The organism is Serratia sp. CoH_134_PS_4, from assembly GCF_058190535.1.
On the sequence record NZ_JBXWKI010000008.1, the window covers coordinates 89,706 to 112,978 of the forward strand.

General features: G+C 55.0%; 24 protein-coding genes. 10 read left to right on the forward strand and 14 right to left on the reverse strand.

Going from position 1 to position 23,273, the window contains the following annotated elements; translation table 11 throughout:
• Positions 1 to 38 precede the first annotated feature (38 nt).
• Positions 39 to 1,142 (forward strand): D-alanine--D-alanine ligase, encoded by a 1,104-nt coding sequence (ddlA, locus tag AC2FCQ_RS14225; protein ID WP_209632243.1) that lies wholly within the window; start codon positions 39 to 41, stop codon positions 1,140 to 1,142.
• Positions 1,143 to 1,180: 38 nt separating this feature from the next.
• On the opposite strand, the gene AC2FCQ_RS14230 is transcribed toward ddlA, so the two are convergent.
• Together AC2FCQ_RS14230 and AC2FCQ_RS14235 are read right to left on the reverse strand one after the other, a co-directional pair.
• Positions 1,181 to 1,960, reverse strand: coding sequence for an ABC transporter substrate-binding protein (locus AC2FCQ_RS14230; protein WP_265556269.1), 780 nt, complete (start codon positions 1,958 to 1,960; stop codon positions 1,181 to 1,183).
• Between the two features lie 42 nt (positions 1,961 to 2,002).
• Positions 2,003 to 3,157 (reverse strand): pyridoxal phosphate-dependent aminotransferase, encoded by a 1,155-nt coding sequence (locus tag AC2FCQ_RS14235; protein WP_265556270.1) that lies wholly within the window; start codon positions 3,155 to 3,157, stop codon positions 2,003 to 2,005.
• Between the two features lie 342 nt (positions 3,158 to 3,499).
• Between AC2FCQ_RS14235 and AC2FCQ_RS14240 the strand changes: the two genes are divergently transcribed.
• Both AC2FCQ_RS14240 and bglX read left to right on the forward strand, forming a co-directional pair.
• On the forward strand, positions 3,500 to 4,429 hold the full coding sequence (locus tag AC2FCQ_RS14240) for a LysR substrate-binding domain-containing protein (protein ID WP_490308562.1): 930 nt from the start codon (positions 3,500 to 3,502) through the stop codon (positions 4,427 to 4,429).
• Between the two features lie 114 nt (positions 4,430 to 4,543).
• Positions 4,544 to 6,841 (forward strand): beta-glucosidase BglX, encoded by a 2,298-nt coding sequence (gene bglX, locus AC2FCQ_RS14245; protein ID WP_490308561.1) that lies wholly within the window; start codon positions 4,544 to 4,546, stop codon positions 6,839 to 6,841.
• A gap of 109 nt (positions 6,842 to 6,950) precedes the next feature.
• Here the strand turns inward: bglX and AC2FCQ_RS14250 are convergent, their stop codons facing one another.
• A complete protein-coding gene (locus AC2FCQ_RS14250; protein ID WP_490308560.1) occupies positions 6,951 to 7,973 on the reverse strand; it encodes a methyltransferase in 1,023 nt (340 codons plus the stop codon).
• 334 nt (positions 7,974 to 8,307) lie between these two features.
• Between AC2FCQ_RS14250 and AC2FCQ_RS14255 the strand changes: the two genes are divergently transcribed.
• Genes AC2FCQ_RS14255 through AC2FCQ_RS14270 form a run of 4 tightly spaced genes read left to right on the forward strand, consistent with a single transcriptional unit; the run spans position 8,308 to position 11,848 of the window.
• The gene (locus AC2FCQ_RS14255) at positions 8,308 to 9,357 is read left to right on the forward strand and encodes an ABC transporter substrate-binding protein (RefSeq protein WP_490308559.1); all 1,050 of its coding nucleotides are present in this window, start codon (positions 8,308 to 8,310) and stop codon (positions 9,355 to 9,357) included.
• The gene (locus tag AC2FCQ_RS14260) at positions 9,354 to 10,352 is read left to right on the forward strand and encodes a FecCD family ABC transporter permease (protein ID WP_209632249.1); all 999 of its coding nucleotides are present in this window, start codon (positions 9,354 to 9,356) and stop codon (positions 10,350 to 10,352) included. The genes AC2FCQ_RS14255 and AC2FCQ_RS14260 overlap by 4 nt, the downstream gene beginning before the upstream one ends.
• On the forward strand, positions 10,345 to 11,124 hold the full coding sequence (locus tag AC2FCQ_RS14265; protein ID WP_209632250.1) for an ABC transporter ATP-binding protein: 780 nt from the start codon (positions 10,345 to 10,347) through the stop codon (positions 11,122 to 11,124). The genes AC2FCQ_RS14260 and AC2FCQ_RS14265 overlap by 8 nt, the downstream gene beginning before the upstream one ends.
• Positions 11,117 to 11,848, forward strand: coding sequence for a substrate-binding domain-containing protein (locus AC2FCQ_RS14270; protein ID WP_490308558.1), 732 nt, complete (start codon positions 11,117 to 11,119; stop codon positions 11,846 to 11,848). Before AC2FCQ_RS14265 ends, AC2FCQ_RS14270 begins: the two co-directional genes overlap by 8 nt.
• Before the next feature lie 32 nt (positions 11,849 to 11,880).
• Here the strand turns inward: AC2FCQ_RS14270 and AC2FCQ_RS14275 are convergent, their stop codons facing one another.
• The 6 genes from AC2FCQ_RS14275 to lsrK form a co-directional block, all read right to left on the reverse strand.
• Positions 11,881 to 12,177, reverse strand: a complete 297-nt coding sequence (locus AC2FCQ_RS14275; RefSeq protein ID WP_209632252.1) for a hypothetical protein — start codon at positions 12,175 to 12,177, stop codon at positions 11,881 to 11,883.
• On the reverse strand, positions 12,174 to 12,809 hold the full coding sequence (locus AC2FCQ_RS14280; protein ID WP_037425112.1) for a division plane positioning ATPase MipZ: 636 nt from the start codon (positions 12,807 to 12,809) through the stop codon (positions 12,174 to 12,176). Before AC2FCQ_RS14280 ends, AC2FCQ_RS14275 begins: the two co-directional genes overlap by 4 nt.
• A 276-nt stretch (positions 12,810 to 13,085) precedes the next feature.
• Positions 13,086 to 13,427: an HNH nuclease YajD gene (gene yajD / locus AC2FCQ_RS14285; RefSeq protein WP_037425115.1), complete on the reverse strand. Its 342-nt coding sequence runs from the start codon at positions 13,425 to 13,427 to the stop codon at positions 13,086 to 13,088.
• A gap of 98 nt (positions 13,428 to 13,525) precedes the next feature.
• Complete coding sequence (locus AC2FCQ_RS14290; RefSeq protein ID WP_209632253.1) at positions 13,526 to 14,419, reverse strand: LysR family transcriptional regulator; 894 nt, start codon at positions 14,417 to 14,419, stop codon at positions 13,526 to 13,528.
• Positions 14,420 to 14,479: 60 nt separating this feature from the next.
• The gene (locus AC2FCQ_RS14295) at positions 14,480 to 15,664 is read right to left on the reverse strand and encodes an MFS transporter (protein WP_209632254.1); all 1,185 of its coding nucleotides are present in this window, start codon (positions 15,662 to 15,664) and stop codon (positions 14,480 to 14,482) included.
• A 235-nt stretch (positions 15,665 to 15,899) separates the two neighbouring features.
• Positions 15,900 to 17,465 (reverse strand): autoinducer-2 kinase, encoded by a 1,566-nt coding sequence (gene lsrK, locus AC2FCQ_RS14300; protein WP_209632255.1) that lies wholly within the window; start codon positions 17,463 to 17,465, stop codon positions 15,900 to 15,902.
• Positions 17,466 to 17,652: 187 nt separating this feature from the next.
• Between lsrK and lsrG the strand changes: the two genes are divergently transcribed.
• Both lsrG and AC2FCQ_RS14310 read left to right on the forward strand, forming a co-directional pair.
• Positions 17,653 to 17,946, forward strand: coding sequence for a (4S)-4-hydroxy-5-phosphonooxypentane-2,3-dione isomerase (lsrG, locus tag AC2FCQ_RS14305; RefSeq protein WP_209632256.1), 294 nt, complete (start codon positions 17,653 to 17,655; stop codon positions 17,944 to 17,946).
• Between the two features lie 87 nt (positions 17,947 to 18,033).
• Positions 18,034 to 18,627, forward strand: a complete 594-nt coding sequence (locus AC2FCQ_RS14310) for a LysE family translocator (RefSeq protein WP_209632257.1) — start codon at positions 18,034 to 18,036, stop codon at positions 18,625 to 18,627.
• On the opposite strand, the gene AC2FCQ_RS14315 is transcribed toward AC2FCQ_RS14310, so the two are convergent.
• Positions 18,624 to 19,436 (reverse strand): AraC family transcriptional regulator, encoded by an 813-nt coding sequence (locus tag AC2FCQ_RS14315; protein ID WP_490308557.1) that lies wholly within the window; start codon positions 19,434 to 19,436, stop codon positions 18,624 to 18,626. The two genes, AC2FCQ_RS14310 and AC2FCQ_RS14315, sit on opposite strands and share 4 nt — an antisense overlap.
• Before the next feature lie 66 nt (positions 19,437 to 19,502).
• Between AC2FCQ_RS14315 and AC2FCQ_RS14320 the strand changes: the two genes are divergently transcribed.
• On the forward strand, positions 19,503 to 19,721 hold the full coding sequence (locus AC2FCQ_RS14320) for a DUF7661 family protein (protein WP_265556279.1): 219 nt from the start codon (positions 19,503 to 19,505) through the stop codon (positions 19,719 to 19,721).
• A gap of 33 nt (positions 19,722 to 19,754) precedes the next feature.
• On the opposite strand, the gene AC2FCQ_RS14325 is transcribed toward AC2FCQ_RS14320, so the two are convergent.
• The 4 genes from AC2FCQ_RS14325 to AC2FCQ_RS14340 all read right to left on the reverse strand — a co-directional run.
• Entirely contained in the window at positions 19,755 to 20,603 is an 849-nt protein-coding gene (locus AC2FCQ_RS14325; protein ID WP_037425137.1) for a PA4780 family RIO1-like protein kinase, read from the reverse strand.
• Positions 20,604 to 20,726: 123 nt separating this feature from the next.
• Complete coding sequence (gene amyA / locus AC2FCQ_RS14330; RefSeq protein ID WP_404760103.1) at positions 20,727 to 22,217, reverse strand: alpha-amylase; 1,491 nt, start codon at positions 22,215 to 22,217, stop codon at positions 20,727 to 20,729.
• Between the two features lie 130 nt (positions 22,218 to 22,347).
• On the reverse strand, positions 22,348 to 23,007 hold the full coding sequence (locus AC2FCQ_RS14335) for a DUF799 domain-containing protein (protein ID WP_404760102.1): 660 nt from the start codon (positions 23,005 to 23,007) through the stop codon (positions 22,348 to 22,350).
• Positions 23,004 to 23,273 (reverse strand): DUF4810 domain-containing protein (locus AC2FCQ_RS14340; protein WP_490653053.1); only part of this gene is annotated, 270 nt, incomplete at its 5' end. The genes AC2FCQ_RS14335 and AC2FCQ_RS14340, both read right to left, overlap by 4 nt.

Sequence of the window (23,273 nt, forward strand, 5' to 3'; positions counted from 1 at the left end):
CGACTTTTTTGCACTGATTTTTCAGAAGGATTTAAGGCGTGGCTAAATTACGTGTTGGGGTGATCTTTGGCGGTAAATCGGCGGAGCATGAGGTTTCGCTACAATCGGCAAAGAACATCGTGGATGCAATCGACAAAGAGAAGTTTGACGTCACGCTATTGGGGATCGACAAGCAGGGGCAATGGCACATTAACGATGCGTCCAATTATCTGCTGAATGCGGAAAACCCGGCGCTGATAGCACTGAACCGCTCAAATAAAAATGTGGCTCTGATCCCCGGCCAGGAAAAACAACAGCTGATCGAATCTGGCAGCGCCAGCACGCTGGGCCAGCTCGACGTTATTTTCCCCATCGTTCATGGCACGCTCGGGGAAGACGGCTCGCTGCAGGGGTTGCTGCGGATGGCCAATCTGCCGTTCGTCGGTGCCGGTGTGCTAGGGTCGGCGGTCAGCATGGACAAAGATGTCACGAAACGTTTATTGCGTGATGCCGGGCTGGCAGTCGCGCCGTTTGTGACACTGACACGCGTTAATCGCGCGAAATTCAGCTTTGAACAGCTCAGCGAACGCCTGGGATTGCCCTTGTTTGTTAAGCCCGCTAACCAGGGGTCTTCGGTGGGGGTCAGCAAGGTCCAGGATCGCGCCGGCTTTGAGGCTGCCGTGACGCTGGCGTTCAGCTTCGATCATAAAGTGTTGGTGGAGTCGGCGATTGTTGGCCGTGAGATTGAGTGCGCCGTATTGGGCAACGATGAACCGCAGGCCAGCCTGTGTGGTGAAATTGTGTTGAGCGATGCCTTCTACTCCTACGACACCAAGTACATCAATGAGCAGGGTGCTCAGGTGATCGTGCCGGCGGCGATTACGCCGGAGGTGAGCGACAAAATACGTGACGTAGCGCTGAAAGCGTTTCGTGCGCTGGAATGCTTCGGTCTGGCGCGTGTGGACGTGTTCCTGACGCCGGACAACAACGTGGTGATCAACGAGATCAACACGCTGCCGGGCTTCACCAACATCAGTATGTATCCCAAATTATGGGCCGCCAGTGGCGTCAGCTACAGCCAACTGATTACTCGCCTGATTGAACTGGCGCTGGAGCGCCATCAGCAAGATCGCGCGTTGAACAGTTCGGTGTTCGATCGCTAAAGCAAACAGGGGCGAAGTGATTTCCGCCCCTGGTTTTTTTACTTCACTGTCACATCAATATCGCCAAAGTATTTCTTTGCCAACTGGCTCACAGTGCCTTGCTGTTTCACTTTGACGATGGCGTCATTCAGCTTTTTCTTCAGTGCGTCATCCCCTTTACGCAGGCCGAAGGCAATGCCCTCACCCAGGATCTTGTCGTCACTGACCGCATCGCCAACGAAGGCGAAGCCTTTGCCGTCAGGGTGGGACAGAAAACCGCTTTGCCCTGAAGGAGCCATCACCAGCGTGGCGTCGAGGCGTCCGGCGGTCAGATCAAGGTAAGCCTGGTTCTGATCCTGATAAGACACGACGTCCACGCCTTGCGGTGCCCAATGTACCTTGGCGTAGGTTTCCTGAATTGAGCCTTGCAACACGCCGACATGCTTGCCAGCCAATGAGGCGGCATTTGGCAGCAGGCCGCTGTCCGCCTTGGCGATCAGCCGGTTCGGCACCTGATAGATTGCGTCGGTGAAATCTATGGCCTGACGACGTTGGTCAGTGACGTTCATTGCCGAGTTAATGGCGTCAAATTTGCGTGCTTTTAACGCCGGGATCAGGCTATCGAATGAGGTTTCGACCCAAGTGCATTTCAACTGTGCAGTGGCGCATACGGCCTTACCCAGATCGATATCAAAACCTTCAAGCTGACCGCTGGCAGATTTGGATTCGAATGGAGGATACAGTGCTTCCAGGCCGAAGCGCAGCGTATTTTCCGCCGCCAGCGTGGAACCGGCGGCCAGCAGGCAGCCTGCGGCGATCAACGTTTTCAGTGATTTCATATTCAGAGCCCTTTTCCCATGGTCAAAGCAAAAATGAATACATTACACCTGACACAGACGGCGTGCGCCTTCCAGCAGGGTTTCGTTATCTTTTGAAAAACTCAGTCGAATAATACCGGTGTCGGTTCCGTCGCTGTAAAACGCCGACAGCGGGATAGTCGCCACTTTGGCTTCGCGGATCAGGCGTACCGCAAAATCGTTGTCGCTTTCCTGACTGAAGCCGCTAAAACGGGCCAACATAAAGAAACTGCCACGGCTGGGCAGCAATTCAAAGCGAGAATCTTGCAGCGCGCTGGCCAGTAAATCACGTTTCTGCTGATAAAAGGCCGCCAGTCCCAGATAACTCTGCGGGTTGCTCAATGCGTCAGCGAAGGCATATTGCATCGGTGTATCGGCAGAGAACACCATAAACTGATGCACTTTACGGATCTCGTCCATCAAGGCTGCGGGTGCCATACAGTAACCGACGCGCCAGCCTGTCACGTGATAAGTCTTGCCAAATGACGAGACAATCACACTGCGTTCGGCTAACTGCGGGTGGCGTGCCATGCTGTGATGAATGTCACCGTCGAAAACAACGTGCTCATACACTTCATCGGACAGAATAACGATGTCGGTGTTACGCGTCAGGGCGGTCAGTCGCTCAATGTCATGCTCGCCAAACACGCTACCCGTTGGGTTATGCGGGCTGTTTACGATGATCATCCGCGTTTTGCTGTTGATAGCGGCAGCGACCTCATCCCAGTCAATGTGCAGATCCTGTAACGAAAGCTTGATGGCAACCGGGGTGGCACCCTGCAGACGTACAATAGGGGCATAGCTGTCGAATGCCGGTTCGAAATAAATGACCTCATCGCCCGGGTGCACCAGCGCGCTGATGGCGGAGTACAATCCTTCACTGGCGCTGGCAATGACCGTGATTTCTTCGTTGGCGTCGTAGCGCGCGCCATACAGTTGTTCGACTTTATCTGCCAGTGCCGATCGTAACGCCGCTACGCCACTCATCGGGGCATATTGGTTATGACCTGCACGCATGGCTTGCGCTACCGCCTCAACCAACTGCGGTTCACAGGCAAAGTTGGGTGCGCCCTGCGACAGGTTCAACGCCTGATGTTCAGCACTGAGCTGGCCAATAACGGTAAAAATAGTGGTGCCGACGTCCGGCAACTTCGAGCGGTGTGAGCAGGCGCTCTGCATGAGTGGCTCCAGGAAGAAGGGGGAAGTGTCGTTTGATTAAGCATCAATGACGGTAGGCCAACAAGGGAAAGTTTGTCATACTTGCCATGCATGCAGATCATGCCTAATTCCCCTTCATTCTTGAAACGATCACGGCGTTGGCTACGTGATTTGGCCCATTCTTGGGCCTCACCCCTAAGGGGGCGGCTGCAAGCAACGTTCAAATCTGCTCCCGGCAGATTTGCCGCTTAGCCGAATTACTGGCTCATGTCAGCTTATCGGGCTGCGTTCATTGGCCGCCTGGATGTCGTTCCAATTATTTGGGGGAATCTTTGTAATTTTAAGTATCCAGAGGAGCTCGCTATGCAGACACCATTACCGTCGCTCGATGTGTTAAAAACCTTTGTGGTGGTGGCTCAACGGCTGAATTTCACCCATGCCGCTCAGAGTTTGCACCTGACGCAGGGGGCCGTGAGCAGGCAGATCCTCGGGCTGGAGCAGCATCTAGGCTACCCATTATTTAGCCGTCAAGCACGTGGCCTGGCACTGACCCCACAGGGCGCAATGCTAGTGGTTCCGGTGCAGCAGGCTCTGGGGCAGTTGGATGAGGCGTTATCGCGGGTTGGGGCGCAGTCAGGAACCCTGCGTATAAAGTGCCCGACTTGTGCAATGCGCTGGGTGTTACCGCGCATCATTCGGCTGCAAAATGAACGACCGGAAATGCACATTGAGCTGACCGCTTCGGTATCGCACGGGCTGGATTTCGGCGCGGAACATTTCGATGCCGCCGTGGTGTTCGGGCGGCCTCAGGGCAAAAAGTTGACGGTGCATCATCTGTTCGATGAAATCCTCACGCCGGTCTGCACGCCGTCTTATCTGCCCGAATTACCCCAGCCACCAACCCTGGCCGATCTGTCAGAGAAAACCCTGCTGCACCCGACGCGCGATCGTCGCGATTGGCTGTTGTGGTTGAAAGCGGCAGGAAAAGAGGCGCTGCCTTCGCGCAAGGCGCAGCATTTCGATACGCTCGATCTGGCGATGAGCGCCGCGCTACAGGGTTTTGGGATCGCCATCGGCGATTTGTGCTTGTTGGAAGAGGATATTCAGGCGCAGCGCATCGTCACACCTTTCGCACTCAGCGTTGTCAGCGGCGCGGCATACTATTTGGTCTATCCTGAACGGGCTGTGCAACCACTTGCATTAGCCACGCTGGTCGATTTCCTCGGCGACGAGGCTGCGCAAAGCCGTGTCCGGCTGCAAAACTATCGCCCAGCCTCCGCTAACAGCTTGTAACCTTTAACATTACAAATTATTTCTGCGGTGAAAAGGAGTATGGCACACTGCTTTTCACATTGATTGATCATCCCCGCCGCGGCCTGCGATGGGAACATGCCTGAGATAAAAAATATGAAATGGCTTTGTGTGGTGAGTATGTTGTCCGGTCTGGCCATCAGCCCGGTTTTTGCGCAGGAAAGCACCGTCATGCAAGGTGTCAATGCGCAGCAGCGCGACGCCTTTGTCTCCAACCTGATGAAACAGATGACGCTGGAAGAAAAAATCGGGCAGTTGCGATTAATCAGCGTGGGGCCGGATAACCCGAAAGAGGCGATCCGCGACGGTATCAGTAAGGGCCAAATTGGTGCCATCTTCAATACGGTTACCCGACCGGATATCCGCGCGATGCAGGACCAGGCCATGCAGCTCAGCCGCCTGAAAATCCCGTTGTTCTTCGCCTATGATGTGGTGCACGGCCAGCGTACCGTATTCCCGATCAGCCTCGGATTGGCCGCCAGTTTTGATCTCGAAGCCATTGCGCTCAGTGGCCGCGTATCGGCCCAGGAAGCCAGCGACGACGGCCTGAACATGACGTTCTCCCCCATGGTGGATATCACCCGCGATCCGCGCTGGGGCCGGGTATCGGAAGGTTTCGGTGAAGATACCTGGTTGGTGTCTACAATAGCCAAAGTGATGGTGGATGCGTATCAAAACGGCGATCCTTCCAAGCCCGGCGCAATCATGGCCAGCGTGAAACACTTTGCACTGTACGGTGCCACCGAAGGGGGGCGCGACTATAACACGGTCGATATGAGCCCGTTGAGAATGTACCAGGACTACCTGCCGCCGTATAAGGCGGCGGTGGATGCAGGCAGCGGTGGCGTTATGGTGTCGCTCAATTCGGTGAACGGCATTCCGGCGACCGCTAACCCGTGGTTGCTGAAAGATCTGCTGCGCGACCAGTGGGGCTTTAAGGGCATCACCATCAGTGACCACGGCGCGATTAAAGAACTGATCAAACACGGTGTGGCTGAAGATCCGCGCGACGCCGTGCGGCTGGCGATCACCTCTGGTGTCGACATGAGCATGAGCGACGAATATTACGACCAATACCTGCCGGGATTGGTGAAGGACGGGCTGGTGTCGGAAAGCGACATCGATCGCGCTTGTCGGGACGTGTTGAATACCAAATATGACATGGGTTTGTTCAAAGACCCGTATACCCACCTTGGCCCGGTGGGGTCTGATCCACAAGACACGAATGCCGAAAGCCGCTTGCACCGTGTCGAAGCGCGCGTGGTTGCGCGTAAAACCATGGTACTGCTGAAGAATGACAAGCAGACGCTGCCGCTGAGCAAGCAGAGCACCATTGCGCTGGTCGGCCCGATGGCCGACAGTCAACGTGACGTGATGGGCAGTTGGTCAGCCGCTGGGGTGGTTAAACAGTCGGTGACCCTTCGCGAAGGGCTGGAGCGTGCGGTGGGTGACAAGGCGAAGATTCTCTACGCCAAGGGCGCCAACGTCACTCAGGACAAGAGCATTATCGACTACCTGAACGAGTATGAACCGGCGGTGGTGTTTGATACTCGCCCGCCACAGCAGATGATTGACGAGGCGGTGCAGGCAGCGAAGAAAGCCGATGTGGTGGTGGCCGTCGTCGGTGAGTCGCAGGGTATGGCGCACGAGGCTTCCAGCCGCGCCGATATTACCATTCCACAAAGTCAGCGTGACCTGATCGCCGCGCTGAAAGTCACGGGTAAGCCGCTGGTGTTGGTGTTGATGAACGGTCGCCCACTGGCGCTAAGCTGGGAAAGCCAACAGGCCGATGCGATGCTGGAAACCTGGTACAGCGGCACCGAAGGCGGCAATGCGGTGGCCGACGTGCTGTTTGGCGACTACAACCCGTCGGGCAAACTGCCGATGACCTTCCCGCGTTCGGTCGGGCAGATCCCGATGTACTACAACCATCTGAATACCGGCCGTCCATTTGGCAAGGAAAATCCGGGCAAGTACACCTCACGTTACTTTGACTCACCCAATGGCCCGTTGTATCCGTTTGGTTACGGCCTGAGTTACACCAGCTTTAGCCTGTCGGACCTGAAACTCTCCAGCCCGACAATGGCGCGCAACGGCAAGATCACCGCCAGCGTTACGCTCAAGAACACCGGTAAATATGACGGTACGACCGTGGTGCAGTTGTATCTGCAGGACGTGACCGCGTCGGTTAGCCGCCCGGTGAAAGAGCTGCGCAACTTTAAAAAAGTCATGCTGAAAGCGGGCCAGGCGCAGACCGTTGAGCTGCCAATCACTGAAGACGATCTCAAGTTCTATAACGCCAGCCTGAAATGGGGCGCAGAACCGGGCAAGTTCAACGTGATGGTGGGGCTGGATTCCGACAACGTACAGGCGCAAAGTTTTACGCTGAAGTAATCACCTGCGACCGCCCCGGATTGCAGGGGCGGTCACATTTTTGAGCGTGATAATCTGGCGAAAAGCGGTTGTCGTCGTTTACGCCGCATTATTTTTGCTGAGGTGCTAATTACATTTTTTGTGCAGTCACAATACTGCAATAGCCGAGAGAAGGAATGATTTCTATTTGTTTGAATCCAGCCTGCAGTAATAGCTCACCAATTTCCTCACCTGAGTATTGTCTGCCGTGTGTCCAACCTAACATCATAAGACTATAGGCTGCTGCGGCCAGTGGCCCGGGTTGATGACTGTTATACAGAACTTCATGGATAATAATCCTTCCTCCTACGGGGAGTGCCGTATAGCTTTTTTTAGCCAGAAATCTGTTTTTATCCAGTGGCCAGTCGTGAAAGATATTTGAATATAAATGTAAATCTGCGTTGGGATAAGGATCCTGCCACATGTTGCCGCTATGGGTATTAATGCGATCGCTTAACCCATATTGACGGGCATAGTCATCTGAAACTGGGCAGACTTCCGGCAGATCAAAAATAGTGCAAGTCAGATTAGGCCAATACGAAACCATGCTGATCGCATGGGCACCTGATGCCCCACCAATATCAAGCGCCGTACGGTATTGCGCCAATGACAGTCTGGTCGGCCAGATGCTTGCCGAGCCAATACTCAGGCTGTGCATGGCGTGAGTAAATTTCCGTGCCTTATCTGTATCAAGGGTGTGCGTATCGAAAAGATCCTGCTCGCCGTAGGCCTGCGCCGTATTTTTTCTAATGGCTTTCTCTAACTGTTTCAGAGAAAAATTCTCACTGTTTTCATACATCAGATCCCAGAAATAACCGAAGTAGTTAGGCCTGTATTTTAACAGGTACTCTTCCACTTCCGGGGCGAGGTGAAATATTCCTTCTTCCATTCGTACCAAATTCAACGCCCGTAATGTAGCCATAATGGCTTCAGCAGGGCGTTGTTCAATATGGGCCGCTGAACAAATTTCTTTGATGGTGCTTTGTTGGTTATGAATAAATTCAAATATTCCCAATCTATGGGCTATAATAATTGCCGGGTAAGCATATAAATTCATCGTGATATCGAAAATGCTCTTGTCACAGTAATTGGGGTTTCTAAGCATTTTATCCATTGCAGTGTCCTGATGAGTCACCGGGTGTAATTAATAAATGCTAAGTCATTAATTATATTTTGGCAAAGTCAATTTGCGCGTTTTTATTAATTTGATGTTTTTACACCCTTTTTATTAAACGTTGTTTTTAAATAAATTAGCAAACTATATTATCTTGGCCACCTCAAATGGTGGAATAAATTAATGTGAAAATATAATACGTAATTACATTAATCGGTTATTGGTTTTTTTGGGCAATCCGGTGCCTTTAGACTGTTTTTTGATCCCGCTGATTGTTTCGCCAGGGGGATCGCTATATGATTTTGTATATAACGATAACTCACCGGAATTTCCCATGTTCAAACGCTTCCCTCGGATGCTGCTATTTATCATCCTGTTTTCTTCCGCCGCGCAGGCAGATCGCCAGGTTACCGATCAACTCAACAGGCAGGTCACGTTGCCCGATACCATCACCCGCGCTGTAGTGCTGCAACACCAGACGTTGAATCTGTTGGTGCAACTTGATGCTATGCCGCAGGTCGTGGGTGTGCTTAGCAGTTGGAAAAAGCAACTTGGGACAAACTATCTGCGGCTGGCACCGGAACTGGCGAACATGCCGATGCCGGGCGATCTCACGTCGGTGAACATTGAAAGCCTGCTCAAATTGCATCCGCAGGTGGTGTTTGTTGCCAACTACGCGCCGCCGGAAATGATTGCTCAGATAGCGGGTGCAGGTATCCCTGTGGTCGCGGTTTCGCTGCGCCGTGAAGCGGCGGATCAGGCCGGGAAAATGAACCCGGTGCTGAACGATGAAGACCAGGCTTACAATCTTGGCCTGCAAGACGGCATTCGTCTTATTGGTACGGTAATGGGCCATCAACCGCAGGCTGAAGCGCTGATTCGGGACGTGTTCCAACAGCGGACGCTGGTGGCCGATCGGCTGCGGGACGTGCCGGAAGATCAACGCGTACGGGTCTATATGGCTAACCCGGATTTAACCACCTATGGCTCAGGCAAATACACAGGGCTGATGATGCAGCATGCGGGTGCGCTGAACGTGGCGGCAAAAGATATTCAGGGATTTAAGCAGGTGTCGATTGAGGACGTGTTGAAATGGAACCCGGCGGTGATTTTTGTGCAAGAACGTTATCCTGAGGTGGTGAAACAAATCCTCAGCTCCCCGCAGTGGCAGGGTATTGATGCGGTGAAAAATAAACGTGTCTACCTGATGCCTGAATACGCCAAGGCCTGGGGCTACCCCATGCCGGAAGCGCTGGCGTTGGGCGAACTGTGGATGGCGAAAAAGCTTTACCCACAGCGCTTCAGCGACGTTAATTTGCAGCAGCGGGTGGACGCCTATTATCGACAGTATTATCGCAGCAGTTGCTGCCAGAGCGAGCAATGAAGCTTGGCTGGCTGATACTACTGACAGTGCTGTGTGCGTTAGTGTCCTTGGGCATTGGCCGCTATCCGGTATCGGCGACGCACAGTTTGATGATTCTGCTGGAGCCGCTTACCGGGCCACAGGGAGGGATTGATGCGGTCCAACGCCAGGTGATCCTCGGGGTACGCGTGCCCCGGGTGCTGCTGGCGATGGGCGCAGGTGCCGCATTGGCCTTATGCGGCGCTGCGCTGCAAGGGGTGTTTCGTAACCCGCTGGTGGACCCGCATATTATTGGTGTCTCTTCCGGTGCCGCATTTGGCGGCACATTGGCGATTTTGCTCAGTTTGCCGATGGTGATGCTGCTGCTGTCTGCATTCGTGTTCGGCATGGCGGCGTTACTGCTCATTTTCGCGATGACCAGTGTCATTGCCAGGCGCAATATCTTGTCTCTGGTATTGGCCGGGGTGATCCTCAGTGGATTTTTCTCTGCCTGCGTCAGCCTGCTGCAATATCTCGCCGATACCGAAGAGAAACTGCCGAGCATCGTATTTTGGCTGTTGGGCAGTTTTGCCACCGCGAATGATAGCAAACTGCTGATGTTATTCCTGCCGCTGCTCTTGGCTGGCGGGATGCTGCTGGCATTGCGCTGGCGCATTAATGTGTTGTCGATGGGGGACGAAGATGCTGCTGCGCTGGGGGTTAACGTCGAACGCACTCGCTGGCTCATTTTGACGCTGTGCGCAGCGATCGTTGCTGCGCAGGTGGCGGTCAGCGGCAGTATCGGTTGGGTAGGGTTAGTGATCCCACACATTGCGCGGCTGTTGGTCGGCCCCGATCATCGGCGTCTGCTGCCGGCCTCTATGTGCCTGGGGGCGCTGTATATGGTTTTGATCGACGATCTGGCGCGTACGTTGAGCAGCAGTGAAATTCCGTTAGGCATCTTAACGGCATTGATCGGTGCGCCGCTGTTTGCGTTGCTGTTGCGCCGCGCGCAACTGAGAGGTTGGCATGGGTGATACGTTATTGGCCGTCAACGATTTGAGTTTTGGCTGGCCGGGTCAGGCACCGTTATTTAGCCAACTGAATATGCAACTGCGTCGCGGTGAGGTGCTGGCGGTGCTCGGCCCGAATGGGCGTGGTAAAAGTACCCTGATGCAGCTGCTGCTGGGTACGTTGCCGCTGCAAAAGGGCGCTGTTGAACGGGGAAACGGTATTGGCTTTGTGCCGCAGCATTTCGCGGCTCCCTTTGCCTATCGCGTATTGGATATTGTGTTAATGGGGCGTGCGCGTTACGTGGGGGTGTTCCGTTCGCCGTCGGCGCAGGATCATCGGCTGGCTAAAGAAGCCCTGCAGTCGCTGGATATGCTGAGCTTCGCCGATCGCGAGTTCGGCAGTTTGTCCGGCGGACAGCGGCAGCTGGTGTTGATAGCCCGCGCCCTGGCAATGAGCTGTGAGGTGTTGATGCTCGATGAGCCGACCTCGGCATTGGACTTGCACCATCAGGATCGGGTGCTGAGCCTGATCTCGCATTTGGCACGGGAAAGACGGATGGCGGTAATGTTCTCTACTCATCAACCTAATCATGCGCATGCGGTGGCCGATCGGGCTTTACTGCTGGGGGCCTCGGGGCAACATCAAATTGGGGCATGCGCCAGGGTACTCACCGCCGAGAGCCTGTCACCGCTGTTTAATTTGGCCATTGAGCGGGTGGCTGTAGAGATTGACGGTCGGCAGTTTGAAACGCTGGTGCCATTGTATCGTAGCCAACGGGAGCGGGAACGTGAGTAATATTTTGCTGTTTGCTGCCGGTAGCCTGCGTGGGGCGTTGGGTCCCTTGCTGGCGGCGTTTCAGGCACAAACCGGTGAACAGGTAGACACCCTGTTTGGCCCGGCGGGTCTGTTGCGCCAGCGAATCGAAGCGGGAGAGCATCCGCATATTTTTGCGTCGGCCAATCTGGCACACCCACAGCGCTTGGTTGATTTGCGGCTATCACCGCGGGTGCAACGTTTTGCACAGAATCGGCTATGCGCCACCGTGCGCAATATTACCGAGTTAACTAAACCGCCATTGTTGTCGGTGTTACTGGATTCACGCTGGCGGATTGCGACGTCCACGCCAGGCGCCGACCCTTCCGGTGACTATGCACAACAGTTGTTTGACCGCATTGAAACGATAACACCGGGAGCGGGGGATTCACTGCGGCAACGGGCGCTGGCATTGGTGGGGGGGCCTGAATCGGCACCGCTGCCGCCGGGCCGGCTAGCGGCGGAGTATCTGGTTAACAGCGGCCAGGCAGACATTTTTCTCGGTTATGCCAGCTATGGCAGCGTGTTAGCTGAATTTCCCGAACTGGCGGTAAGGTATTTCCCGCCGTCGCTGGCGATTAGGGCTGACTACGGCCTGTGCCTGTTGGATGAACGAGCGCAGCGTTTAGCCGCGTTTATTCTGGGGGCGCAGGGGCAGGCGATATTGCAGGAACAGGGGTTTTTACCTGCCAACGTGGTGAGCTAATAGCTTATTAAGCTGGCAGGTTGTGAAGTTAACTACAGCTTTTTCAGCAGTTGCATAAGGTGTTCTTCGCTTTTTTCCGCCAGCCTGTCAATCGCCAGCTTGATAATGTCTGAACGGGTAATGCGCACCACGCCATTACGTGCGGCCTGCATAATAATTTCATCGATAGCATCGATATGGTTATCGGTCAGGCTGACTGAAATGGCTTTATAAGTGCGTTTGCGGCCCTGTGGTTTGGCTTCGGCTGCGGGCACCAACAAGGTGTGCGAGGTGGCGCTGTTGATAAATTCGTCTTCTGACATGCGGTGGGTTGGGGTGCGCTTTTTCACAGAATCACCTCTTTTACCAGGCTTTCGATTTCTGCCTGCGCTTTTGCGTTATGTGCCTCGTGCACGGTAATCGCTTCACCCCAGGCATCACGGTAGATCTTGCGATCACACAGACGGTTGCTCACTAACGTCAATTCTGGGTATTCACTCAACACCTGCGCCGCTTCGTTTGCTTCATTAATAAAGATGTTGGTTGGGCACATGTTCAGCACAATGTAGCCTTTCACCTTCTCGTTATACTCCTGCGCGGTGGCAAACATTTCCGACAGATAGCCGACGGTGTCGAGATCCATCTGCGATGGGCGCAACGGGGAGAGGAACAGATCGGCAGCCAGCAAGCCGGAACGCAGTTCGGCGCTATCGCGGCCCGCGGTATCGACAATCACATAGTCGTAATGGCGATCCAGCTCCAGCAGCGTTTCTTTGATTTTGCCTGAGGCGGCGACCACAGGGATATGCGGCAGGCCTTCAACATTCTGGCGGTCGTTATACCAGGTCATGATTGATTTCTGATCGTCAGCATCAACGATGATGGCCGTTTTCCCCTGTTTAAGAATCAGATACCCGGCGATATTGACCGCCTTGGTTGATTTTCCTACGCCACCTTTTTGCGAGCCAATCAAAACAATCATGCTGCCATCTCTTAATTTATTAAGCTGATAACTTATTAAGTTAATATGCTTGTTAGGTTGATAATTAAACAGGTTAACAACAATAACGCCTGAACAATATGCACCAACTGCGGCGGCTTGCCAAGCCGTATGCGGTTAACTTTACAGCCTATTTTGCTGGTAATTGAGTCAGTGGGTAAGTAGGAATGTTCTGGGAAGATGTGGGAGGTAGGGGGATTATTTTAATTTGGTAGCTTAATAAGTTATTAAGCTACCAGTAATGAAGAGCCTTGGGCGCTACTTTTTCAGCATCGACTTCAGATTGGCAAACGGGTTGTGGGTCGCGAGGCCGATGTCTTTTTGCGCGTCTTCACCGGCGATCACCGTTGAGCCATATTGGTCGGCTTCGGTATATTTTGAATGTTCATGATCGTGGCAGTACAGGCACAGCATTTCCCAGTTGCTGCCATCTTCCGGGTTATTGCTGTGGTCGTGATCGATATGGTGGACCGTTAGTTCGCGCAGATTTGAGTAAACAAACTCGCGCGAGCAACGCCCGCAAACCCAAGGGAAGATTTTCAACGCTTTTTCGCGGTAGCCGGTCTCCAGCCTCGCGTAGTTTTTTGGGATATATGCCATGGTCGGTGCCTGTCGGGTGATAACAATAATGCGTCTAATAATATCACAAAGCGCCGGGTTACAGCGTGCGGTACTTCATTGTCAGCGACGGTTATCGGCTATTTAAACGTCTCGACGGCCCAATCGATAAACACGCGCATCTTGGCGCTGAGATGGCGGTTGGAGGGATAGACTACATACATCTGTTCGTTTGGTGGCTGCCAATCCTGCAGCAGGCTGACCAGCTCGCCGCTGTCGAGATGCTGCTGCGCCATAAAGCGGAAGGTCTGGATGATACCCAGGCCGGCCAGCGACGCTGCCAGCAGGGCATTGCCCTCGTTAACGCTGACGTGATAGCGATGTTGAATATCAATCTCCTTGCCCCGATCGACAAAGTGCAGCGGCTGGATGCGATCGTTCAGCGCATGGCGGTAGTGTGCCAGCGGATAGCCCTGCTCCAGGTCGCAAGGGTGCTGTGGCGTACCGTAGCGTGCCAGGTAGGCCGGGGTTGCGCAGGTCACCCATTCAAGCGCGAACAACCGGCGGGCAATCAGGCTGGAATCTGCCAGCGGACCGCTGCGGATCACGCAGTCGGCGCTGTCGTTAATCAGATCGATGAGCCGGTCGCCTACGCCCAGATCGATCTGGATTTCCGGGTAACGTGCGATAAAGTCCGGCAGCGCGGGCAGCAGCAGTTGGCGTGCGGTCGAGCCACCGGCGTCAATGCGCAGCACCCCCTGCGGCGCGCTTTGCGACTCGGTCATGCTGCCTTCCATTTGTTCCAGTTCAGCCAACCACTTAACCGTGCGTTGGTAATAGCATTCGCCTTCGGGCGTCACCGACACGCTGCGGGTGGTGCGTTGGAACAACTTGGTTTGCAGATGATCTTCCAGGTTTTGAACCAGCTTGGTGACGGTGGCCTTGGGCATCCGCAGCGAATCCGCGGCGCGAGTGAAACCGCCGGTTTCGACTACGCGGTTAAATACCCGGATAGCGAGTAAATGATGATCCATAACGCTCTCAGTGCAAAACCCCGACCAATGCCGGGGTGTATTTCTGCGGATGAACAATGATTATGACTGTTTAGCGCCAATCATGCCGGAGCGCAAGGTCAGACCGAAAACCAGCGCGGCGGACAGGGTGAGCGCGCCACCGAACAGCATCGCGCTGCTGACGCCTTGCCAGTCGACCACTTCTCCACCCAGCAGTGCGCCAGAGGCTAAAGCAATCTGAATCACGCAGACCAATAATGCCTGGCCCGCCTCCGGGGCTTGGGGTACGGCGGCGAACATCCAGTTGGTTGCGCAGACCGGCACCGCGCCAAACGCCAGCCCCCATACCATCACCATCAATGTGGCACCCGCGATACCGCTGAGGAACGGTGAGACGATCAGGATCGCGGCCAGCATCGCGGCAATCAGGATAAAGGTGGCTCGTAGGCTGCGTTCAGCCAGCCGCTCGCCAAGGAAAGTACCGAGTAAACCAATGGCACCGTAGGCCAGCAGCTGCAGTGAAATCGCCGATGGGCTGAGAACAAACACCTGTTGCAGCAGCGGTTTCAGGTAGGTATAGGCGGCAAAGTGGCCGATAAACAACAGAACGATGGCGATAAGCCCGGTACGTGCCATCGGCAGACGCAGCGGGAGCAGCAGATCGCGTGGGGTCACAGGGCGGGTAGGGGGGACCGACGTCAACAGGCGTAGTTGCGCCAACAATACCCCGACCGCCAGTACGGCACTGCCAAAGAAGGCTGCGCGCCAGCCGAACAGGTCACCGATCAATGCGCCGGCGGGAACACCGCACACGGCGCCCACTGAAATGCCGCTCAGGATCAGGGCAGTGGCGCGGCCCTGGCTGGCTTCAGGGACCAGATGGCGGCCGTAGTTGGCGGCGAAAGCCCAGAAGCCACCGACGCAAATGCCCAGTAGCACACGGCCCAGCAGCATCATCGGGAAGTTAACCGCCAGGGCAGAGACCAGATTGGAGACCGTGAGCAGCACGCTCAGCGCCAACATCAGCAGGCGACGATCAAGTCGACCGGCCGCCAGGCTCAATGCGGGCGCAGCGATGGCTGCGACGATACCGGGTACGGTCACCATGAGGCCGGCCTTGCCGGTGCTGACATCCAGGGAAGGGGCAATGTTGGTCAGCAGGCCGATCGGCAGAAATTCGGTGGTGACCATCACGAAACAGGCGACGGTGAGCGAAAAAATCGCCAGCCAGGGTGATGGTGCAGGTTTATCATTATTATTCAGCATAGTACCGTTCGTCCCAAGTGTAAGTGTAAACCGCGCGGCCAGCGCGGAGTGACAGAGATCACAATTTACGCAGGCATCTGCGGCGGATAAATCCGCTTTCGGTGGTTACACTGTTTCTGTGGGGGAATAATCACGGGAAGCGAGTGGGGCGGCGGCTGGCGCTGGGGCGTCAGGCCAACGATGTAATCGGCATAAGATTATGCAAAGGGCGCAGCTGGCCGCGCCCGAGTGAAGATTATAACCCCGGCGCTTTCCACATCGAGGTGGTCAGCCCGTGATCAACCAGAGTGAGTTGATCGGCGTAGACCTGTTGCCAGGTCTCTTTTTGCCGCTGATACAGCGCATGATTGGCCATATTCGGCTGATATTCGCGCTCCCAGCGCACCAGTTTTTCGCCGGTTTGTGCCAGTGATTCATACAGCCCGGCGCCCACGCCGGCAGCAATTGCGCAGCCTAGCGCCGTCGCTTCTTTCACCACGGGGACGCGTACCGTCAGGCCAGTGACGTCGCTGAGGATCTGGCTCCATAATTTGCCCTTTGAACCACCGCCGGCGAATACCAGTGAGCCCGCCTGCACGCCGGAGAAACGGGCGATCTGCTCCAGATTACACGCCGACACAATGGCGGCGTTTTCTTCCAGCGCCCGGAACAGCGTCTGCTTATTACAACGCTCGGGGTCGAGCGACAGGTTGATAAACGACGGTGCGGCGTGGTACCAGGTTTTAAAATGCATGGCATCGGAAAATATCGGCATCACGCCGTAGGCTCCGGGTGGTACTCGCGCCGCCATCTCTTCCAATAAGCTGTAGGCGTCTACGCCGAGCCTTTCCGCCATCAGCTTTTCTTCGGCACAGAAGGCGTCGCGGAACCAGCGCATGGTCAACCCGGTGAAGAAGCTGATCGATTCTGCCTGTGCCATACCGGGGATCACGTGTGGATTGATGCGGATGTTCATCTCTGGATCGGTTGCCGGTTCCGGCAGATTGACGATCTGTTGCCAGAAGGTACCGCCCAGCACCGCGGTCTGCCCGGCGTGCACGATCCCCAGCCCCAGGCTACCCAGTTGCACATCCCCACCGCCCATCACGACCGGGGTACCGCGCAGCAACCCGCTTTGTTCTGCCGCCAGTTCAGTGATATACCCCAGCACGCTGCCCGTCTCTTTCACCGGGGAAAGCATGTCGGCACGCAGCCCTGCCATGTCGAGCAATGCAGGACGCCAGTCGCGGCTGACTAAATCCAGCATGCCGGTGGTACCGGCATTAGAGGGATCCACCGCCAGTTCGCCGCTTAGCATATTCGCCAGCCAGTCGCTGATCATGGTCAGCGTCGCCGCTTGTCGGTAAATATCCGGCCGGTGATGCGCCAGCCACAGCAGGCGTGGTATGGCGCTCAACGCCAGCGTTTGGCCTGAATACTGGTAAACCTCACGTTCGAAATTATGGTTGTGCAGTTCTTTCAGTTCGCTGACTTCCTGGCTGGCACGTGCATCAACGTTGGCGCAGGCCCAGATAGGTGCGCCGTTACGATCGTAGAGCACAATGCCTTCGCGCATGGAACAGCAGGCTACGGAACGGATCGCCTGGCCAGTCAGGCCGGCGTTTTGCAGCGCCTGGCGGATGCACTGGCAGGTTAATTGCCAGTTGTGGGTGAGATCAAACTCCATTGAGCCGGGTACGTCAGGTACCGCCAAATGCCGCCACTCGGCCTGGCCCTGGGCTATCTGGTTGCCTGCCAAGTCGAAAATTACCGCGCGAATGCTACCGGTGCCGGCGTCCAGCGCCATCAAATAGTTATCCATAGCTCACACTCTCTGGGGTTTGAATCTTAACTATAGATGTCGCTTCCCTCACGCTTGTGGGGGAAGTGAAGGGGGGCGCGGGATTTGTGAACTGCGCAGCAAAATTGCCGCTGCGGGGGGTAAATCGGCGGGAATAAATCTATGGTTGGAAAGCACATTGACCTTCAAAGTGAATCAAGGAGCAGTCATGCACGTCACTCTGGTAGAAATTAACGTTAAACAGGACAAAATCGACGAGTTTATTGAGGTCTTTCGCGCCAATCACTTGGGGGCGATCGAGGAGCCGGGTAATCTGCGTTTTGACGTGCTGCAGGATGAAACTATCCCAACGCGTTTTTATATCTATGAGGCTTATCGAGACGAGCAGGCCGTCGCCGCGCACAAAAAAACGCCACACTATCTGCAATGCGTGGAAAAGCTTGAAGCGCTGATGACAGGCCCACGTAAGAAAACGACTTTCATCGGCTTAATGCCGGGTTAGGGCGTAACGCTAGGGTAATTTTGTTCAATACAGCGCGCGCCCGAATCGTCAGGCTGGCATCTGTGAACTCTTTCTCAGGTGCCCGTAATGAATATCTATCTTTCGATGGCCGCTTTTGCGCTGGCCGCCTCGATTACCCCCGGTCCGGTCAATATTGTTGCGCTGAGCGCCGGGGCACACTTCGGTTTTCGCGCCACCCTGCGCCATGTCTCTGGCGCCACACTGGGGTTTACTCTGTTGTTAATCCTGATAGGGCTCGGGCTGCACAAGTTGTTGCTGTTGTGGCCGGTGCTGACGCAGGTGCTCCAGTGGGCTGGCATCGCATTTTTGCTGTTTATGGCCTATCAATTGGCGTTTGATGACGGGCGGCTGGGTAACGGCAGCCAGGCGCAAGCGCCGTCTTTTTGGTATGGCGCACTGTTGCAGTGGCTAAATCCCAAGGCTTGGCTGGCTTCGGTGGCAAGCTTGGGGGCCTTTGTCGCCGACGGCGATCGGTTGCTGTTGTGGCAGTTCGCGGTGATTTACTTTGTGATTTGTTATGCGTCGGTGGCTTGCTGGGCCTATGTGGGTGCCATGCTCACGGGCCTGCTGCAACAGGCCCGTAATGTGCGGCGTTTTAATCGTTTGATGGCGTTGTTGTTGGCGGCCAGCGCCTGCTATCTGTTGGCCGACGGTGTTTAGCGTGGGTTTTGATACTGGCCGGGGGTTGCGGCCAACAGCAGTTTGAAGGTGCGCTGAAAGTGCGCCTGATCGGCGAAGCCGCTTTCGCTGGCGGCTGCGGCAATGGGGTATCCACGTTTTAGTAGCCGGTGGCCGAATTGAATACGTCGATTAACCAGATAGGCGTGTGGTGTCATACCGTAACGCTGTTTAAAAGCGCGAATCAGGTAAGACGGTGACAGTGAGGCGGCCTGACAAATGGCTTCTAACGTCAGCGGCTGAGTGCAATGCGTGCTGATAAACGCCGCCGCGGTTTCCAGCCTGGGGTGCTCGGTTGTTGGCGTGCGAGCGTTGCCCTGATGGATTTGCAGTTCAGAGAAATACTCTATCAGGGCAATGTGTTTTTCCAGATGGCCGCGCTGTGGGTCAATCAAGAGCGCATAAAGCCGATTCAGGCCATTGAACAGGGCAGGATCACGGCTGAGCACCGGGTTGAACGGGATAAACCCCCCTTCGCCCCCGCTGATTTCCTGCTGCAATTTACCCAGCCAAACGGCGTCGATATAAAACATGATGTACGACCATCGCTGGTCACCGATTGGGTTGCAGGCATGGGCTTGCTGCGGGTTAATTATCACCACATCCCCGGTACTGACCTGCAACTGTTGGCTACCGTTAATATAAATGCTGGTGCCATCGGTGATGGCACCGATGGAAAAGATCTCATGGCTGTGCAGGGCGTAGCAGACCTTGCGGCCATCTTCAATGGCACGGGCTTCCACGAACGGGAGCCGTGGGTCACGCCAGAACTGCGGTACATTTTCGGTCATTGGCTTTCCTTTCTGGCGCGAGGGGCTAGCTTGTTATAGCGTAAAATATGCGCTGGAGGGAGTGCGATGATGATTTTTAACGTGTTCGGTCGCCTGCTGGGCGTCAAACGGGTGGGGGCAGAATGGCAGCTCTTTCGCGTGACCTTGCCGGAGCGAAAATATGCGCGTAGCCACGACATCGTGTTGCCAGATGAATTGGCCGAGGATGACATTGCCGGTTATCTGGGGGACATTTACCATGAGGCAGCGACGGAGCGCCATCCTGACGTCTTCAGAATTGAATAGCCCTCGGTCACGGGGACATGACCGGGGCAGCGTTTAATCTTCTTCGTTGCGGGCCATCAGCTGGCGCTGGTGTTCTTCGCTTGCCGCCTGGATTTCTTCCAGAACTGAGCCGACATCCGCGCGTTTATTGCTTTCGATAAACTTGCCTGTCAGCACGCTTGCCGGCGTTAGATTGCCTTCTTGATACAACGCCCAAATCTCTTTAGCGTACTTGCTGCCAAGCAGTTCGGGCGCGTACTGGCCGTAATAATGCGACATGTTATTGATATCGCGTTCGAACATACTTTTGGCGTGGTTATTGGCGGCGGCGTCCACGACCTGCGGCAGATCGATAATCACTGGCCCGTTTTTGTCCATCAGCACGTTGAATTCCGACAGGTCGCCATGTACCAGCCCGGCGCACAGCATGCGCACGGCGTAGTTCATCATCAGTGCGTGATCGGCCCTTGCCTGTTCCGGCGTCAGGGTCACATCGCTTAAACGCGGGGCCACCAGGCCTTCTTCATCGGTAATGAGTTCCATCAACAACACGCCATCCAGACAGATGTCTGGTTGCGGCACGCGCACGCCTGCTTTGGCGAGCAAATACAGCGCATCGACCTCCGTATTCTGCCAGGCTTCTTCTTGCTGCTGGCGACCGAACTTAGAGCCTTTGCTCATGGCGCGTGCATCGCGGCTGTTACGTACTTTACGGCCTTCCTGGTAGTTCACGGCCTGCTTGAAGTTACGCTTGTCTGCTTCTTTGTAAACTTTGGCGCAGCGGATCTCTTCGCCGCAGCGCACGATAAACACGTCGGCTTCTTTGCCACTTTTCAAACGGCGGATGACGTCGTCGATTAAACCATCATCTACCAATGGCTGGAGTCGTTTTGGAATTTTCATGCAGCCTTGTACCCTATTTAGGCTCCGGTGTGAATGGTTTGCTAAGGTGTTACCCTCATTTAGACCCGAAAGGCAAAATTTAGTTTGTCGCCGCTGCGACACATTGCCGCAACGGCGCATTCTCTACAGGGTTTCTGCCAAAACCCAAACGCTGACGCTGCCGCCGTTAACCGGAAAAGTCGCCTTCCCGTTTTCATCGGTGGTGACCTCATCCTGCCGATTATCAAGCAGATCGCGCCAGTTTTTATGTGCCAGTTCAGCACCCAGCGCAACCGTTTTGCCGCTTTCAGCCCCATTGGTCAGCACCACGACGCAACCAGGAGCGTCGGCGGTACCGCTTCGGCTGAAAGCCACGCAGTTTTTATCATCAAAATAATCGGTTTGCACGCCGTTGGCAAAGCGTTGTCGCGCCTGAATCAACTTTTCGAGTTCAGGGATGATCGGCATATCAATTTGGTATTCCTGGCCGTCGCTGCCTTTGTCTTTATAGCTGGCACCGTACAGGTCGGGATAGAACACGCAAGGCACGCCCTGTTCGCGCAACAGGATCAAGGCGTAAGCCAGTGGCTTGAACCAGGGTTCGACTGGCGCTTCCAGCGACTGTAGCGGTTGAGTGTCGTGGTTGGCGACCAGCGTGACCGAATGTGCGGGATCGGCGGCAGTCAGGGTGTCGGTGAAAATTTGTGCCATGTCGAACCCGTCCCCCTGTTTCGATGCCTGGTGAAACTTTAGGTGCAAGGCTACGTCGAACAACATCACTTTGCCATCGACCAGGTCAATATACTGCTGAAGGGCGGTCAAATCGTGCGACCAGTATTCGGCAACGATAAACAGATCACGTTGTGCGCTGTCACGTATGTGGTCAGCCCACTCTTTAAAGAACCAGGCCGGAATGTGTTTGGCGGCATCCAGACGGAAGCCATCGCACGGCAAGGTTTCCATCAGCCAGCGTGCCCAGTATTTCAGTTCTTCCACCACAGCCGGATTGCGGAATTCAACGTCGGCGCCCATCAGATAATCGTAATTGCCTTTCTCGTCGCCGACCTGATCGTTCCAGCCGTCGTCGCCGTAGTCATTGGCAATTTTAAATACGCCTTTCTCATCAGGCTGTTCGACGTAATCAACGCCACCAAAGCAGGTGTAATTCCAAATGAACTGAGAGTAGGTGCCTTGTCGGCCGGGGAAGGTGAAGCGGGTGTAGGCCAGTGCATCGAAGCCCTGATCGTTAATATCATTGCGGTTATTGGCGTCCGCCTTATACACGTGCACCTGTTCTTTCTCGTCGGCGCCGAGTTTATGGTTGAATACCACGTCATAAATTACCCGCACGCCGTTGTCGCGTAACGTCGTGGCGGCTTGGGCCAGCGCCTCCTTGTCACCGTATTTGGTCGCGCGGCTGCCTTTTTGATCGAACTCGCCTAAATCGAACAGGTCGTAGCTGTCGTAACCGACCGAATAGCCGCCGGAAGCGCCCTTGTACGCGGGAGGGAGCCACAGATCGGTAATGCCCAATTCGGCAATATGTGCGGCGCGTTCGGCGGCTTCCTGCCATAACGTTCCGCCGTCGGGATAATACCAATGGAAAAACTGCAGCAACGTGGTTTTTTTCGTCATGAGCAAGCCGCCCTAATTGGCCAAAAGGAGGTGCAAGATGAGCCGCAACCCATCCTATCCTGTTACAGCATGGGCTACTTTTGGCAAAAGGGAAACTCGATTCGGGCGGCTGGATGCGCCGCCCTGAGGGTTAACGCTGACTGGCGTAATGCGGCGAGCGCGGGCCATACAAAATGGCACCATTATTACCGTTTGCCGACAGTAGGCGCGTATTGGCAATGGCGCCAATATCGAAGCCTTTGTCGCTGATGGTGTCGGCAATTTGCGCGATGGCCGCGCTGATCACCATACCCAGCAGACCGCCGCCGGCATTGTTGTTATTTTCGCTGCTGGAGGCAGTTGCGCTGCCAGCCCAGAGCTGTTTGCCGTTACGCAGATCGACCAACCTGGCGTTTACGGTAACGCGCGTTTCACTGTTAATCACGATATAGCTGGTGCCATATTGAACGACGTCCAGATACAGCACCGCGTCGGCACCGAAGATCTTATGCAACTTTTGAATGCTAACGGCGCGTATATCGTTGGCGTTAGTCAGGCCATTTTGCTGGAACGTCTCCTCGACCACGGCGACGGGCAGGACATAGTAACCTGCTTCTGCAAGCGGCAGCGTAGTACTGGCAAGCACGCTGTGGCTGGCTTTGACATCCGGCGACTGATTGACCGGCGGCAGTACCAGGATTGATTTTGGCTTACTCTCGTGGAACGCCGCATAATCATATGGAGCCTGTTTGGCGCAACCGCTCAGCAGCAAAGTGACAGCGATGCTGAAGAAACCTAATGCACGGTTCATTTAAAGCTCCCCTTATCCTTGGCCATCAGGAAATTCATAAACGGCGCCGATTCCGGGAACAGCGTTTTTTCCGTATTGAATTCGGCCATGGCTTGCCCGGTATTACCGGTTTTGCTGTACAGCAGGCCCAGTTGCGCATGCAGGCCTGGCGGCACGGCTTTATCCTTGGCGCGGGATTTTTCCACGATTTCCTTTAGTGTCAAAATCTGTTGCTCAGGGCTGAGGCCATCCTGCTGGTAATATTGATAAATCGAGGTTTGGTAGCC